The 15,112-nt window shown below is 38.7% G+C and carries 16 protein-coding genes; 10 read left to right on the top strand and 6 right to left on the bottom strand.

Features of this window, described 5'->3' with window-relative positions:
• Window positions 1-11: 11 nt before the first annotated feature.
• Window positions 12-1,358 (top strand): glucose-6-phosphate isomerase, encoded by a 1,347-nt coding sequence (locus tag M3610_RS07510; protein ID WP_251457911.1) that lies wholly within the window; start codon window positions 12-14, stop codon window positions 1,356-1,358.
• A 612-nt stretch (window positions 1,359-1,970) separates the two neighbouring features.
• Window positions 1,971-2,378, top strand: coding sequence for a YugN-like family protein (locus M3610_RS07505; protein ID WP_098572786.1), 408 nt, complete (start codon window positions 1,971-1,973; stop codon window positions 2,376-2,378).
• Between the two features lies 1 nt (window position 2,379).
• Here M3610_RS07505 and M3610_RS07500 read toward each other — a convergent pair whose 3' ends face one another.
• Window positions 2,380-3,366 carry a potassium channel family protein gene (locus tag M3610_RS07500; protein WP_251457909.1) on the bottom strand — a complete coding sequence of 329 codons (987 nt, stop codon included), beginning with the start codon at window positions 3,364-3,366 and terminating at the stop codon, window positions 2,380-2,382.
• Window positions 3,367-3,616: 250 nt separating this feature from the next.
• Here M3610_RS07500 and M3610_RS07495 point away from each other — a divergent pair, with 250 nt between their 5' ends.
• Entirely contained in the window at window positions 3,617-4,243 is a 627-nt protein-coding gene (locus M3610_RS07495) for a LysE family transporter (protein WP_251457908.1), read from the top strand.
• Between the two features lie 34 nt (window positions 4,244-4,277).
• Here M3610_RS07495 and M3610_RS07490 read toward each other — a convergent pair whose 3' ends face one another.
• Entirely contained in the window at window positions 4,278-5,633 is a 1,356-nt protein-coding gene (locus tag M3610_RS07490) for an amino acid permease (RefSeq protein ID WP_251457906.1), read from the bottom strand.
• A 409-nt stretch (window positions 5,634-6,042) separates the two neighbouring features.
• On the opposite strand from M3610_RS07490, the gene M3610_RS07485 reads away from it, so the two are divergent.
• Window positions 6,043-6,801 (top strand): yteA family sporulation protein, encoded by a 759-nt coding sequence (locus M3610_RS07485; RefSeq protein ID WP_251457904.1) that lies wholly within the window; start codon window positions 6,043-6,045, stop codon window positions 6,799-6,801.
• A 54-nt stretch (window positions 6,802-6,855) separates the two neighbouring features.
• Here M3610_RS07485 and M3610_RS07480 read toward each other — a convergent pair whose 3' ends face one another.
• Window positions 6,856-7,071, bottom strand: coding sequence for a YozQ family protein (locus M3610_RS07480; protein ID WP_098572791.1), 216 nt, complete (start codon window positions 7,069-7,071; stop codon window positions 6,856-6,858).
• Between the two features lie 100 nt (window positions 7,072-7,171).
• On the opposite strand from M3610_RS07480, the gene M3610_RS07475 reads away from it, so the two are divergent.
• The 6 genes from M3610_RS07475 (at window position 7,172) to M3610_RS07450 (ending at window position 11,544) form a co-directional block, all read left to right on the top strand.
• Window positions 7,172-7,309, top strand: coding sequence for a hypothetical protein (locus tag M3610_RS07475; RefSeq protein WP_180230043.1), 138 nt, complete (start codon window positions 7,172-7,174; stop codon window positions 7,307-7,309).
• Between the two features lie 122 nt (window positions 7,310-7,431).
• Window positions 7,432-8,328 carry a cation diffusion facilitator family transporter gene (locus M3610_RS07470; RefSeq protein ID WP_251457902.1) on the top strand — a complete coding sequence of 299 codons (897 nt, stop codon included), beginning with the start codon at window positions 7,432-7,434 and terminating at the stop codon, window positions 8,326-8,328.
• A gap of 229 nt (window positions 8,329-8,557) precedes the next feature.
• Window positions 8,558-9,496, top strand: a complete 939-nt coding sequence (locus M3610_RS07465) for a magnesium transporter CorA family protein (RefSeq protein ID WP_251457899.1) — start codon at window positions 8,558-8,560, stop codon at window positions 9,494-9,496.
• 164 nt (window positions 9,497-9,660) lie between these two features.
• The gene (locus M3610_RS07460) at window positions 9,661-10,881 is read left to right on the top strand and encodes a tetratricopeptide repeat protein (protein WP_251457896.1); all 1,221 of its coding nucleotides are present in this window, start codon (window positions 9,661-9,663) and stop codon (window positions 10,879-10,881) included.
• A gap of 18 nt (window positions 10,882-10,899) precedes the next feature.
• A complete protein-coding gene (locus M3610_RS07455) occupies window positions 10,900-11,049 on the top strand; it encodes a hypothetical protein (RefSeq protein WP_251457894.1) in 150 nt (49 codons plus the stop codon).
• A 96-nt stretch (window positions 11,050-11,145) separates the two neighbouring features.
• Window positions 11,146-11,544, top strand: a complete 399-nt coding sequence (locus M3610_RS07450) for a cytosolic protein (protein ID WP_098572794.1) — start codon at window positions 11,146-11,148, stop codon at window positions 11,542-11,544.
• Between the two features lie 219 nt (window positions 11,545-11,763).
• On the opposite strand, the gene M3610_RS07445 is transcribed toward M3610_RS07450, so the two are convergent.
• From M3610_RS07445 to M3610_RS07435, 3 genes are all read right to left on the bottom strand, one after another.
• Complete coding sequence (locus M3610_RS07445; RefSeq protein ID WP_251457892.1) at window positions 11,764-12,738, bottom strand: nuclease-related domain-containing protein; 975 nt, start codon at window positions 12,736-12,738, stop codon at window positions 11,764-11,766.
• A gap of 289 nt (window positions 12,739-13,027) precedes the next feature.
• Window positions 13,028-14,539, bottom strand: a complete 1,512-nt coding sequence (locus M3610_RS07440) for an MDR family MFS transporter (protein WP_251457889.1) — start codon at window positions 14,537-14,539, stop codon at window positions 13,028-13,030.
• A 173-nt stretch (window positions 14,540-14,712) separates the two neighbouring features.
• The gene (locus M3610_RS07435; protein WP_251457887.1) at window positions 14,713-15,096 is read right to left on the bottom strand and encodes a VOC family protein; all 384 of its coding nucleotides are present in this window, start codon (window positions 15,094-15,096) and stop codon (window positions 14,713-14,715) included.
• Window positions 15,097-15,112: the final 16 nt, after the last annotated feature.

Genomic DNA, 15,112 nt, shown 5'->3' with positions numbered 1-15,112 from the left:
GAGGATCATGCATGACACATATTCATTTTGATTACTCAAAAGCCTTACCTTTTTTTGGAGAACATGAACTTACATATTTACGTGATGCCGTAAAAGTTGCTCATCACTCACTACATGAGCAGACCGGTGCGGGTAATGACTTTTTAGGGTGGATTGACCTCCCAACCAACTATGACAAAGAAGAGTTTTCACGCATTCAAAAATCAGCTGAGAAAATTAAAGCTGATTCTGATATTCTTCTTGTTATTGGAATTGGAGGATCTTATCTGGGGGCAAGAGCAGCGATTGAAATGCTCCAGCACAGCTTCTATAACGTCCTTCCAAAGGATAAGAGAAATACACCTCAAGTGATTTTTGTTGGAAATAATATCAGTTCCACTTATATGAGAGATTTAATGGATCTCCTTGATGGAAAGGACTTTTCTATTAATGTCATTTCTAAATCTGGAACTACAACTGAACCAGCAATTGCTTTCCGCATTTTCCGTAAACTTCTTGAAGAAAAATACGGTCAAGATGAGGCTCGCAAACGAATCTATGCTACAACAGATAAAGCAAGAGGTGCTCTAAAGACCTTAGCAACAGAAGAAGGCTATGAAACGTTTGTCATCGCTGATGACATTGGCGGACGTTATTCTGTTCTAACAGCAGTTGGTTTGCTTCCAATCGCAGTAAGTGGGGCAAACATTGAGAAAATCATGGAAGGTGCTGCAGAGGCACAAACAGCCTTTGGTCAATCCGAACTCGAAAATAATCCTGCCTACCAATATGCTGCTGTTAGAAATGTGTTGTACAATAAAGGCAAAACCATTGAAATGCTGATAAATTATGAGCCAGGTTTGCAATATTTTTCAGAGTGGTGGAAGCAGTTATTTGGCGAAAGTGAAGGCAAAGATCAAAAAGGAATTTATCCTTCCTCAGCCAATTTTTCAACCGATCTCCATTCACTTGGACAATATGTTCAAGAAGGTCGTCGTGATTTGTTTGAAACAATCATTAAAGTGGAAACACCTCGTCACGAGCTGAAAATTGAAGCAGAAGAAAATGATTTAGATGGCTTGAATTACCTTGCTGGTCAAACAGTAGACTTTGTCAATAATAAGGCATTTCAAGGGACGATGCTTGCTCATACAGATGGCGGTGTGCCAAATTTAATTGTTAACATTCCAGCCATGGATGAATATACATTAGGATACCTTGTCTATTTCTTTGAAAAAGCCTGTGCCATGAGCGGCTACTTACTTGGAGTGAATCCTTTCGATCAGCCAGGTGTTGAGGCATACAAAGTAAATATGTTTGCCCTTCTAGGTAAACCAGGATACGAAGAGAAAAAAGCAGAATTAGAAAAACGTTTATAAAATATAGAAAAGAGAACTGATGGAATACATTCGGTTCTCTTTTTTTATTAGGCTCTTATCGGAAACTTTGTTGCTGTGTTCGATTTGTGGCCTATTCGGACAGCGTTGGTGATTTCGAAGGAAAACGTGTCCGAACCTCGTAATTTCAAAGGCAACGGTGTCCGAACCTCGGTCGACTTCGGACAGCTTTCGTAATTTCAAAGGCAACCGTGTTCGAACCTCGGTCGACTTCGGACAGCTTTCGTGATTTCAAAGGCAAACATTGTCTGAATCTCGGTGGTCTTCGGACAGTATTGGTGATTTCAAAGGCAAGAGTGTCCGAACATCGGTGGTCTTCAGACAGCGTTGGTGATTTCAAAGGCAAGAGTGTCCGAACATCGGTGGTCTTCAGACAGCGTTGGTGATTTCAAAGGCAAGAGTGTCCAAACCTCGGTCGACTTCAGATAGCTTTCGAAACTTCAAAAGTAATTTTGTCCTAATTATAATTTCTTTTGTAGATTTATTTAATTAAATCGGTTCCAGAAACAACAATATTATTCCGAATACAGCCTTTTATTAAAATGATTGGATTTGGAGAAACTAATGGTATTGAAAATTAGGGGGTTAATGTTGATGATTGAGTTACCATCGAAAGTGGAAGGAAAACAGTTTGACCTATTTGAACTTGAACAAAAATTAAAACCAATCGGCTATTCGATTGGCGGAAACTGGGATTATGACCATGGTGCCTTTGATTATAAGCTTGATGATCAGGACGGCTATCTATTCGTACGGCTGCCATTTCAAGCCGTCGATGGGCAACTAGATGATAACAATTGTACAGTAAGGCTGGGAAGACCATTCCTCTTGTCCCATAAATATGAAGCAGGGCTAGATGACGAAGGAAGCACAGGAACCTTCTCAGGGACCCTAAATCAATTTCAAGAACCTGTCGATAAGGATGCGAGCATTCCAGAGAGGTATAGAGATTCTGGAACAGCACTGGTACAGGAATTGGAAATGCTTCTCCTCCAGGATTAACCTATTTGAAAATTAATAATTGATCATTTTCCTCTATAGGCAAGGAGTGGGATGGATTCAATAATGTTTCCTCCCCTCTTTGAATGCCAATCAGGAGGAAGCCCTTTTTCAATAATAAGAGACATACATCGCTGAAGGGCTTACCAATTTCAGGTTCCTCAACGGGGTAGGATGACAATCTGCTTTCCTGTAATTCATGGACAACGTTTGACAACAGTCCATCTCCATTCGAGTGCAAACTGTTTACCATAAAGACGCTGGTCAATTTATTTGATTGAATTACTTCATCAGCACCGGCTCGATAGGCATTAATTACTTGCTCTCTCGTTAAAATCTCAACGATGCATTTAACTTGTGCACATATTCCTTTAATAGTGAGCAAGGTAAGAATGCTATTCATATCTGCTTGCAGTTCATCATTTCCTCGATCTGCAGTAATTAACACTTTCTCCGCATTCTTGATATCACTTTTGACGATAGTATCATCTACATGACCCTTCCCTTGAATAAAGTGCACAAATCTTGATTTTACGGGATTTGCTTCAAGCGATTCATCAATTAAAACAATCATTTGTTGATATTTTGTGGTGGTAAGCTTATTAATTAACTCCTTCGATCGTTCATTCCAGCCGATAATGATGATATGTCCCTCCCCTTTATAAGGGATTCTCCCTTCAGACAGGGCATCTTGTTTTGTGACGGCAGCTGCGGCCAATGTTCCAAAATAGGATGAAACAAAGGCAACACCGAATAGGATGAGAATCAATGCGGTGAGTCTGCCTAAGAAGGAGTGTGGGACATAATCACCATACCCTACCGTTGATGCAGTGATTATCGCCCACCAGATGCCATCGAAAATGGTGGGAAAGGTGGTTGGTTCTAAAAAGTGAATAGAGATTCCGAATAAGAGAAACACAAGTAATGCCATTAATAGAATTCGGACGAGGAGCGGCAAACGTAAGAAGCTGATATACACTCTGTTTGGCACGATTGTCACCTCTTTCTAGTGTTTTTAGCACCTTCACGTAGAGCAGGTGCTGAACCAGTTATTTTTATTATTAACGAAAACGGATTAATCTAATAGGACTGCTTGATAATTTTAACAATAGGTCCAAAACAATAATGTAAGTGAAAAACCTTCCGATGACAGGAAGGTTTTATTTTTTTGTGGTACAAACCTATTTCTTTGAATAAAAATTATAGACAGGCTTCTACTTAGTTATTAAGGAGAGATATAGATGAATGTATTTTTGAGCTATATACTTTTAGGATTATCGCTGGCGGCTCCGATTGGTCCAATTAATGCTGCTCAGATTGACAGGGGCATTAGGAACGGATTTATGAATTCGTGGCTTATTGGAGTCGGGGCTGTTATTGCCGATGGCATGTATATGCTTGTTGTTTATATAGGAGTAGTCCAGTTTCTTGAAACCGCATTTATGCAAACGTTTCTTTGGTTTTTTGGCTGTTTTGTCCTTATGTATACAGGAATAGAAACCTTCATGAACGCGGGAAAAATTAATTTAGAGCAATCCAGAGGGAAGGAACCACTGATAAAATCATTCTTCTCGGGATTTCTTATGTCGATCTCTAATCCCTTAACGATTCTATTTTGGTTAGGGATTTATGGGTCCGTCCTTGCGAAAACAGCTGCATCCTCAAATCCGACTCAATTAGTCCTCTACAGCTGTGCAATTTTTATTGGGCTGCTGATTTGGGATATTGCCATGGCGAGTGTATCAAGCAGTTTTCGTAATTTCTTAACTCCCCGATTACTTGTCGGCATTTCTTGCCTGTCTGGTCTTTCATTGATTGGCTTTGGGATTTATTTTGGAATGCAAGCCTTTAATGTGTTATTTGCATAACAAAAAAACCAGCAAAAAGAATTCGCTGGTTTTTCTATGCAGTCGGCCATGGGCTAAGCACTTTTTTCTTCGACTTTTTCCATCTTAACTGCATGAATAAGGTAATCACTCCAATAATTCCAAGAAAGGCTAAGCTAATAAAAAAGCCCGGTCTGCTTGTTTCATGAAAAAGAGTGCCGCTAACCGCAATTAAAATAAATAAGGCGCCAATGGAATACATAATTTTTTCCTTCAGCTGCAGCTCTAAAATTTTTCGTGAGGATGCCAGGATAAAGAGCCAATTATAAAGGAGCATTAAGGCGGCACCCGTGGTAACCCACTCATAAATTTTGTTAGGTAAAACCAAGGCTGAAACAACCGAGGCAGTAATTCCTAACATGGTAATAAGCAGGGATGCCAGCGGGACTTTTAATTTCCCTGGCTTTGAAAAACATGCAGGTGCATCACCCTCTTCTCCAAGGGTAACTAGCACGCTTGTTACGCCATAAAGTGAAGCTGTCATTGTTGAAAATCCGGCAATAATTAATGTTGCATTAAAAAAATGAGGAACAAAGGAAAGATGGTATGCATTTAAAGCGACAACAAAGGTACTTTCTTTTGTGTTAAAATGATTCCAAGGAACAATTATGACAGCAAGACCAATCGATACCACATAGATGATCATGAGCGTAAACAACATGACTTTGCCTGCTTTGGGAGCTTCCTTCGGATCCTTTAAATTGGTCGCCATTAATCCAAGAATTTCAATACCACCGAAAGCATAGAAGGCAAAAATCACTGCTGACCATAAGCCTTTCAATCCATGGGGCATAATTTCTTTTTGGGTATTCGGATACTGAATCGGACGATCACCATCGATTACCCCAAAGATGGCCAGAAAAGCAATTACTATAAACATTAATATCGCTGAGATTTTTAAGACTGCCAGAATATTTTCGAGCTTATTTAAAACCTTTACTCCGATTAAAATCACTGCTAGTCCTAAAACTGCGTAAATCGTAGCAAATATCCATAAGGGGATTTTGGGAAGCCAAAATTGGGAAAAAATCGAGAGAGCCGTCATCTGGCTTCCCATGATTAAGACTTCCGATGACCAGTAGACCCACCCGCTGCTGAATCCTGCCCACCTGCCATATGCTTTCTTCGCATACGACCGAAACCCGCCTTGTAAGGGTTCTTGGGACGTCATTTTGGATAAAGCATCATAGACAAAATATGTCCCTAGGGCAGCAATCATAAAGGCAACCAAGATCGATGGACCTGTCATTTTAATTGCTAAGCCCGAGCCAAGGAAGAAACCTGTTCCAATTGTACAACCCACGCCAAACAAAGAAAGCTGCCACCATTTCATGTCGCTCTTCTCATTCCCCCCGGACTTGGATTTACTCATCGAAATCCTCCTTTTCTCTATATATCTCTACCGGTCGCGCCTGGTGATTTGTCGGTATTATCTTGATTATTATATTCGGCATCATTAAGCCCAGGTTTTTGGTTTCTGTTCCCGCCTAAATAGGTTGAACGATGCTCCTTTTGCTCTTGTCTGAATTTGTCAAAGTTTTCATTAACCACATAATCCCCTCATTTCTCCTAGTTTTGATATTTCTTAAGATACACGCCTATCCATTTCTTATTCAGTTAATAAACAATCCTGTAGTTAGGTTTTTGATGGAATTAAATTTTCATTACATAATCAACCACGAAAAAAATGAAAATAGAAGAGAACGATAATAACAAAAAATATAATGGTGAAATAGATGGAACAATATACTTAGCGCTTTTCATTGAAAGGGGTCTAGCACATGTTATCGACACAGCAATTAGCTGAGTTACGTTTACAGTTGTTACAAGAAAAAAGTGAGGTAGAAGAACATATCGAACAAAATGATCACTTTGGCTTAGAAAGAGGTCATTTTCATGAGTCAATGGGGGAGTTATCCAGCTATGATAACCATCCTGCTGATGAGGGAACAGAATTATATGAGCGTGAGAAGGATATTGCTTTAAATGAACATTATGAATTTGAGCTAAGGAATATAAATCACGCATTAGAAGCGATGGAAAATGGCACATATGGAACTTGTGAAGTATGCGGTAAGGAAATACCCTTAGAACGTTTACAGGCATTGCCGAATACAACCTATTGTATTGAGCACAGTCCCGATCAGGTTACTTCACACAAACGCCCCGTGGAGGAAGGCGTTTTGATGCCGCCCTTTGGTAAGTTTGATATGGACGAAAAAGATGAGAACGTTGCTTTTGATGCAGAAGATTCTTGGCAGACTGTTGCCGCGTGGGGCACATCCGAGACTCCTTCCGATTTAGCCTTTCCACAGGATAGTTATAGTGATATCTATACTGAAGCAGACGAAAACATTAGCTATGTCGAGGACTATGAAAATTTTGTTGGAAATGACATGTATGGAAATAATATCAAGGTTTATCCAAACCCGCAGCATGAAAGTTACGAAGATGCCCTTGATGAGGAAGGCATTATGACTGCATTCGGGGATTTACCGGCTTATGAACATGACCCTTATGTCGACCATGATGATAAATAATGACAACCAAAAAAGAAAACAGCTTTCGAGCGAGAGCTGTTTTCTCTGGTTTTATTATTTATCGTAGCCTTTTTGCGGTATTGGTATATCCTTACCGTTTACATCATCAATTACCGCACCAATTTCACCTTCAGTATATGTGTCACTGGCTTGCTCATGTGTAGTTGCTATTCCGGCAGATAGATCATCTGTTTCTTGATAATAACTTGGATGATAGAAACTTCCTGCCAATTCTTTCTTTGGATTTGCTTTCTGATTCTTATTGTCCATCCTGTATTCCTCCCTTTCAATGTTTGATACAAGGGTATTTTTTTCTTTTTTTAACAGGATTACTCCTAATAAAAAATAAATCTGCAATGGAGGTACTATAATGAACAAAAAAAATGAGTTTCCAACACGTGAAGAATTAGACCAGGCGTTCCATTTTCTTCATGACCAAATTAACAAAATATCTGTTGTTGAAGAAGTCGAAATGGTGAAAGAAGAAATGGATGGCCAGGAAGGATAATTACTTACATAATTTGCCAGACTACAACATAGCTTGTAGCAGGCAAGACTTTTTCTCTAGATCCATTATGGTGGCATTTACTATGCTTTCTAGAGGTATTTTTAAAGGTGGTTTACGTATTTATGGAATTGAGAGAAACCTTGGCTAAAAAAGTGGCCTGGATTAGTGTAATCAGTAACATTATTCTTACTTTAGGAAAAATAATCATTGGGTGGGTTGGAAATAGTGACGCAGTTTTCGCTGATGGGATTCATTCCGCTGCAGATGTGTTTGCTTCAGTAATAGTCTTGTTAGTCATAAAAATTGCTAATAAGCCAGCAGATGACGAACATCCATATGGACATGGAAAGGCAGAAGTCATAGTTTCTGGGGTTATCGGGATCTTGCTTTTTCTTGTTGCCATTTATGTGGTTTATGAAGGAATTAGCGGTTTCTTTCATGAAGTGGAATCACCGAGTTTTCTGGCGATGTGGGTGGCCCTCTTTTCCTATGTGACTAAGATTATTTTGTATCGAAGTTCGTTAAAAGTAGCAAAAGAAAATAAGAGTAAAGCCATTGAGGCCATTGCATTTGATCACAAAGCCGATATTGTGGCGTCGATTGCGGCTGCAATCGGGGTGCTGCTCTCAATTGCTGGCAGCCGTTTTGATATTCACTTTTTATTATACGGGGATAAGGCGGCCAGTATCTTTGTCGCTTATTTAATCTTTAAAATCGCTAAGGAAATGTTAACCGAGGCATTTGATATTTTATTGGAGCGGAACATTGATACTGAGACACTGCAAGAATACGTTGCAGTTGTGAAGGAATTCAATGATGTAAAACGAATTGACCGAATTAGAGCGAGAGAACTTGGTCATTATGTATTGGTAGATTTGCGCATCTCGATCGATCATTATAAAACCATCAAGCAGGGACATGATTTGGCAAAAGCAATCAAACAAAAACTGATGGATAAGAACGATAACATTCAGGAAGTTTTGATCCATTTAAATCCTTTTTTTGCAGAAGATGAATAAATTTAGAAAAACTCCTTTGTACTTTCAGTGAATAGGGTTTATGATAGGATAGGAAATATAAAAAGTTAGAGGGAGTTGATATTTTTGAGTTATTCCGTAGACCCGGACCCAAGTAGTAGGTGTGGGGAAGTCAATGTGATCTTTGAATGGATTGAAATGAATAGCAAGAATATCAACTCTAGAAAAGGTTGTTGGCTTCCTCGAACAAAGTGAGTGAGGAGGTTAAGTCATGCTGGAAATTTTTAAAAGTACAGAGACAAAAGTTTTAGAAACGGTTGATGTTATATCAAAAGGGTGCTGGGTTAATATGTATTCCCCAACCCAAGAAGAAATCAATAAGGTGTCCATGGAAGCCCAAGTCGATGTAGATATCATTAAAGATGCTCTCGATGATGAGGAACGTCCGAGGATTGAACGAGACGATGGCCGAGTGTATATCATTGTCGATTTTCCCTATATCGTTCATGATGAAAATGGCTTTGCTGGATATGAAACGATCCCGATCGGCATTATTCTAACAGATGACTGTATCATTACAGTTTCCTTAAAAGATACCCCCATTTTAGAAGAATTTCGGAAAAACAGAGTAAAAGAGTTTTTTACCTTTAAAAAGACCCGTTTTGCTTTGCAAATATTGTTCGTTATTTCTTCGTACTATTTACGTTACTTAAAACAAATTAATAAGAAAACAAATGAAATTGAACATGTTGTTCATCAGTCATTAAAAAATAAAGAGTTGTTCGCTTTCCTAGCATTAGAAAAAAGTTTGGTTTATTTTACAACTTCGTTAAAGTCAAATAAGGTTGTCCTCGATAAGATTCTGCGATTTAATTATCTAAAAATGTATGAAGAAGACAAGGACTTATTAGAAGACGTGATTATTGAAAAAACACAGGCGATTGAGATGGCCGAAACCTATCGATCCATTTTAACCGGAATGATGAATGCCTTCGCATCCATTATTTCCAATAACTTAAACATCGTCATGAAATTCTTAACTTCGATTACCATTATCTTATCCTTCCCAACAATGGTGGCAAGCTTTTACGGGATGAATGTTGATATACCTTTGCAGCACGCTACCCATTCGTATGCCATACCACTAGTAATCTCGGCATTTTTAACGAGTTTAACAGCTTTTGTTTTTTGGAAAAAGAAATATTTTTAGAGACCAGTCCTTTTAGGGGCTGGTTTTTTACCGTTTTAAAAAACTTTCCCAAGTTTTTTGGGGCTCTAAAAGTAATATTTTTTAATAATCTGAAAAGTATCTATGTGAAAATCTCATATTGTTGTAAAATAGTAAAAAAAGGAAAGGCATAGTCTGGTGGCAATATGGAATTTGGAGCCCTGATTAAATTCTATCGAACGCAAAGAGGAATAACACAGGCAGAGCTTTCTAAAGGAATTTGTTCTGTCCCGCATTTAAGTAAAATTGAAAACAACTCAAAAGAAGCAAATCAAGGGACGATTGCTCTATTACTAAAGCGTTTAAATATCGGACTCGAAGAGATGGAGGAGCAAGAGGAAGAAATTAAATCCTTATTAAAAGGACTTGACGAGAAGATTAACTTTTATCTTAGAGATGAAATAGAAGAATATTATCAAAAACTTAAGGAGATTGAACATCTAATTCCATTCTCTCAATATATTTATATCTACGAACTATATAAGTTCCGTTATTTAATCTTTAAAGGCCAAGTGGATGAAGCAGATGGTCAACGAGCGCTTTTATATAAGCAAAAGAAAAATTTTTCCCAACATGAAGACTATTTATTTCGCTATTATAATGCGATATTCTTAATGTGGAAGGGTCAATTTCAAACGGCGGATGAAATCCTCGATGCCTTACATACAGAAAACAATAAAGAAACAACAAGTGGTGAATTTTTGTACCATCGAGCGCTTGTAAAAAGTTCACTGGAGCTTTCAGGACATGCCATCCATTTTGGAAAAATGGCACTGCAATTATTCATGAATCAGCACAACTTCATCAGAATACTCCACACACTTATGCTGTTAGGTATTAATTATACCCATTCCAATATTTACGAAGAAGCACAAGAGTGTTTTCAACACTTAATCCGCAATGCAGAATTACTGCGAAAAGATAAATTACTTCCCCAAATCTATCATAATATGGGCCATTTGCAATTTAAAATGAATAATGCAAAGAAAGCACTATACTATTATGAAAAGAGTTTGGCCCTGCAGCCAAACAAAAACCAGCACTACCTAGTCACGTTATATGCGATTGGGGAACTTCACCATTCACTTAAATCATTAGAGAAAGCAAAGCTTTGTTTCCAAGAAGTAAACCTTCTCTCAAAAGAACTATCCGTAAAAAAATACCGAATCTTAGCAGACTATTATCTCCTTCTTCTAACATCTCCTGTAAAAGCATTTAAATATTTGGAAGGGAAGGTCATTCCCTACCTGGAAGAGGAAAATGAGCATAGTGAAGACTTAACCCATTTTTATAAAATACTTGCCGACTATTATACTCAAAAGGGTCTGGCGATCGATGCCGTAAAATATTTAAATAAAATAATTTAGGTTTAGGAGGCAATTTCAATGAAAAAGTTTGTTGTCCTATTGTTTTCAATCTCACTGATTGCACTTTTCGCGACCACGAAAGATGTAAAAGTTTCAACTACATATGATGTGGCCATTTCGGCAGAAGATAATGTGTTAAACCATCCAATTCAACCGCCGATTGGCTGATTGTAAATCCCTGAACCTATCAGGGATTTTTTTATTGTATTAGGACATGCTAATAATATGTGTTTTTTATTTTTGGAGTGAAAGAAGGAGAAAAACATGAAATCATTTGTTGTCGGATTCCATCAAGAAGATAATGTAGATAGCATGCAAATTCAGAAACTAAGCCAGGACGATTTCACGAAAGCAACAGAAGGTGGAACAAGGCATCTTTTCGAGCTCGACACAAACATTGGTCTATTTGTGTTTTTTGATGCAGAAGATGTGGACGGGGACCTCTCCTACATGATATTGCATTATGAAGAAGACAATGAAGACCCAGTCGGCTGCTATTCTTTCCAATTGAAGGACTTTTACGAATTCATGGCACTGTTCTTAAATGATATGGAATTTAACGAAGAACCAGACGACGAGGATCAGGAAGAATACGGCCCGATTCATCACTTAGCCCATTTATTGTTCCATGTTGTTGAGGAAGGGAAAGATATTGAGGTATAAATCGTGAGTTATTGATTGAGGACACCTAAATTAGGTGTCCTTTATTGGTTTTTTCTCTGAAATGGGAAATCTAAGAGTTGCATATTTTAGCTTTTGGGCGAATTTCGGTGTTTAATGAGCGAATTCCATCAATCATCGAGCGATTTCCATGTTCAATGGGCGAATCTTAATACTTTATGAGCGAATCGCAGTTTATCTTGTTAGAAAGTAATTAAAAACTCACCAAGGGAACTTCTTAGGGGCGTAGTACCGTGCTCTGTACTTTCCAAGGCATTGAAGATTACAAGATAAAAGTATCCTTTTTGCCACATCACGTGATTTTATATGAGCAAATTCCCGAAACTGCTTATTGGTTATCGTCGGACCAAACAGCAGAAAATAATCCTTCAGTGCGTTAATATGTGAATCTTTTGAAAAAGCATCGCAGGAAGGGCAATACCAATTTTGTTTTTTACGAATGAGGGAATGGTTAGAGTTGGTAGGACAGTGGACACCTGTTAACAAGTCTGATTTTTGAATACCGTACTTATTTAGTACATAGCTTGTCGGAACGGTATTCATTTTCACTAGGAGGCGGCAAAGCTTCTTGAGTTCCTTAGAGGTCAGTAGCGGTTTCGAATATTGTTTTTCTAAAAGGGTAATTTTGTTTAAGAAGACATCGGCCTTACATACTCGCGGTTTTATTTTGTGGGCATTTTTTCCTGTAACTGCATAGGAAGTATAACTATTACTGATCACTACTAAATATTCGACCGGAAGGGGAGGAAAATGATTTGCAGCTAGAAGTTTCTGCAAGTACTTTTGATGCCTTTCCGCCTGTGCAATCGGATAGGGGTATCCTTTTTCATTCCCATTATTGATTTGAATAAACTGTTCATTTTCCGTATCAAAGATTAACTTTCCAGCCATATTTTTGACGTCAATTGCTAGGGCGAATTCAGGTGTTAAAAGAAGGGTATCAATTTGGCAGTTATAGTCGCCATCAGGAAGGTTTAAATCGTGGAGGATCATATATTTTTGATGCGGCAGTTCACGGTAATAGTAATCGAGTGATTTCTCTCCTATGTAACCAGCCTGCCTCCGCCCATGCTCTTCTAAAATTTGCTGATACTTTGGGTGGCTGGGGGGAAGACGCCGTATTAAAGCCTCTAAAATAAGCAAAATTAATGGTTTTGTCCTTTCTTTTATTACCAAAATTATCACTCCTCTCATTTTAAGTATAAAATTCTAATATGTGGATTGAAATTCCTGCCGAATTTTATCGATTCTTGTAAAATATTTTTCTAATATAATTCTCTCAGCGAGTGGTCGGAATTCAATGAGCGAATTTCAGTAGTTAATGAGCGATTCCCGGGTTTCAATGAGCGAATTTCAGTAGTTAATGAGCAAATCCCTATTTTATCCAATCGCCGGTAAGTTTGCAGAAAAGCAACAAAAATAAGCACTTGGGGAACGATCGGAACATCGCCCAAGTGCATATTCATTATCCATTGCCAGTTTTTTTACTGACAACCACTCGGGCATTGCCCATGAAAAAGATCGTAACCGCCGCAATCCCAATTGGAATTAGTGTTAGTAAAAAGGTATGTGTAATCGAAGCGGACATCGCTGCAATAATTTTATCCAAGATAAAGTCAGGGATTTTCGAGCGTTCACTCGCTTGGAAGATTTGGCGTGGATCGCCCATTTTAAAATCTCCTGCCCCTTGCATACCTTTGAATGCTTCTTTTAATTTATCAGCAAACAAGTTGTTTTGCAGGGTGCCATAAACCGTTACGCCAAGTGTCATTCCAAACGACCGCAAAAATGAGTTCGTAGAGTTGGCTGTGCCGCGATTTTGCGGTTCTAAATTGTGCATTGATGCCGTCGGCAACAAGGAGAATGAAAATCCAACCCCAAAGCCAACCAAAATCATATAGATGGTCAGCAACCAGCGGGCTGTATCAACTGTCAACGTTCCAAGGCTATACATGCCAAGAGCATAGGAAATAATCGAAACAATCATCAAATTGCGGTAGGACGTTTTCGTTAAGAAAATCCCCCCGACAGAACTCCCCGCAACAGAGCCAAGCATCATTGGCGTCAAAATTAATCCTGCATTTTTAGCTGACCCGCCGTAGACCGCTTGAACAAAGATAGGGATAAATACGGTTAAGATAATAAACGTTCCGCCATATAAAAACGATAAGATTTGCGAGGTGGCAAATAAGCGTCTTTTGAACAGCCAAAGCGGCAGAATTGGTTCAGCAGCCTTTATTTCGGCAATAAAGAAAGCTACAAAAAAGACGAAGAAGCTTGCAAACAACCCGATGATCGGGGTAGAATCCCAAGCATATTCTTTTCCGCCTAGTTCAAGCGCGAACATTAAGCTAACCACAGAAATAACCAGGGTAATCGCGCCAAGCCAATCAACCTTTTGCTTCGAATGCTGCAATGATTCATGGTAGTAACGAACAATTAAAAAGATCGAAACAATACCAATTGGTACATTCACGTAGAATACCCAATGCCAACTAATATAATCAGTAATATACGCACCAAGTAATGGTCCTAATACACTGGATGCTCCAAAAACAGCTCCCAGTAAACCAGTCATTTTCCCACGGTTTTCGGGTGGGAAGATATCAAAAACGATGGTAAAGGCGATTGGCATTAGTGCCCCGCCGCCGATACCTTGAATCGCTCGATAAATACTAAGCTGTATGATATCTTGGGCCACACCACACAAAGCCGATCCAATCAGAAAGACAATCAGACCAAAAATAAAAAAGCGTTTCCGTCCGTACATATCGGAAAGCTTACCGAAAATAGGCATCCCTGCCATTACAGCTACCATATAGGCAGAGGTGACCCAAATAAATTTATCAAAACCACCGAGGTCTGCTACAATGGTCGCCATCGCTGTTGCCACAATGGTGTTATCCATAGCTGACATTAAAATCCCCAACAGCAAACCCGCGACAACGGGTTTAAGATTTGTGTCTTTTTTGATCATAAAATTTCCCCTTAATATTAAAAATAAAAGGCTCCGCTTTTTTATTGATAATCAAGCTAAACCAATTTTAAAAGGAAGGTTTAAACCTGTCAATTTTTATGGTGAAAAGCCTCGAACGCGTCCAATAAAAGAAAGGGACCCATCCGCACTGAGTCCCTTTTTTTAATATAATCTTATCTCTGGAAAAACTCGACCTTTTCACCATCGGGGCCTTGTACAAAGAAATTACGATACCCGTTCGGAAGTGTCACAATTTCATCACTAAGAAAGACTACATTTAAACCATGTAAACGGTTGAATTCTTCTTCAATATCATCAACCAGGAAGGCGATATGATTGACTTTCCCTTCTGCTGGAAGATTAGGATTTCCTCCATGAACTAATTCTAATTCAGTTTCATCAGAACCATTAAATCCAAGGAATGCTAGTATAATCGAACCGTCTTCAATTGTAAACCTGTCCTTTATCTCCAAACCAACCACTTCTTGATAAAAGGTTAGGGAGGCATCTAGGTGATTAACATATACACCGACATGGTCCATTTTCTTAACAGCCATTTGACTTCCTCCTTTA

This window comes from Neobacillus sp. MER 74 (genome assembly GCF_023714155.1).
Note: the sequence above shows the minus strand (reverse complement) of the source record. Positions and strands in the feature narration are given on the sequence as shown.

What these genes read in the sequence shown, in the direction of transcription:
- M3610_RS07475 (WP_180230043.1), top strand. Translation starts at nt 7,172, where the DNA reads ATGAACAAAAAAAATGAGTTTCCAACACGTGAAGAATTAGACCAGGCG.
- M3610_RS07485 (WP_251457904.1), top strand. Translation starts at nt 6,043, where the DNA reads ATGTTATCGACACAGCAATTAGCTGAGTTACGTTTACAGTTGTTACAA.
- M3610_RS07440 (WP_251457889.1), bottom strand. Translation starts at nt 14,539, where the DNA reads ATGATCAAAAAAGACACAAATCTTAAACCCGTTGTCGCGGGTTTGCTG.
- M3610_RS07490 (WP_251457906.1), bottom strand. Translation starts at nt 5,633, where the DNA reads ATGAGTAAATCCAAGTCCGGGGGGAATGAGAAGAGCGACATGAAATGG.
- M3610_RS07495 (WP_251457908.1), top strand. Translation starts at nt 3,617, where the DNA reads ATGAATGTATTTTTGAGCTATATACTTTTAGGATTATCGCTGGCGGCT.
- M3610_RS07460 (WP_251457896.1), top strand. Translation starts at nt 9,661, where the DNA reads ATGGAATTTGGAGCCCTGATTAAATTCTATCGAACGCAAAGAGGAATA.
- M3610_RS07505 (WP_098572786.1), top strand. Translation starts at nt 1,971, where the DNA reads ATGATTGAGTTACCATCGAAAGTGGAAGGAAAACAGTTTGACCTATTT.
- M3610_RS07465 (WP_251457899.1), top strand. Translation starts at nt 8,558, where the DNA reads ATGCTGGAAATTTTTAAAAGTACAGAGACAAAAGTTTTAGAAACGGTT.
- M3610_RS07450 (WP_098572794.1), top strand. Translation starts at nt 11,146, where the DNA reads ATGAAATCATTTGTTGTCGGATTCCATCAAGAAGATAATGTAGATAGC.
- M3610_RS07510 (WP_251457911.1), top strand. Translation starts at nt 12, where the DNA reads ATGACACATATTCATTTTGATTACTCAAAAGCCTTACCTTTTTTTGGA.
- M3610_RS07470 (WP_251457902.1), top strand. Translation starts at nt 7,432, where the DNA reads ATGGAATTGAGAGAAACCTTGGCTAAAAAAGTGGCCTGGATTAGTGTA.
- M3610_RS07480 (WP_098572791.1), bottom strand. Translation starts at nt 7,071, where the DNA reads ATGGACAATAAGAATCAGAAAGCAAATCCAAAGAAAGAATTGGCAGGA.
- M3610_RS07455 (WP_251457894.1), top strand. Translation starts at nt 10,900, where the DNA reads ATGAAAAAGTTTGTTGTCCTATTGTTTTCAATCTCACTGATTGCACTT.
- M3610_RS07435 (WP_251457887.1), bottom strand. Translation starts at nt 15,096, where the DNA reads ATGGCTGTTAAGAAAATGGACCATGTCGGTGTATATGTTAATCACCTA.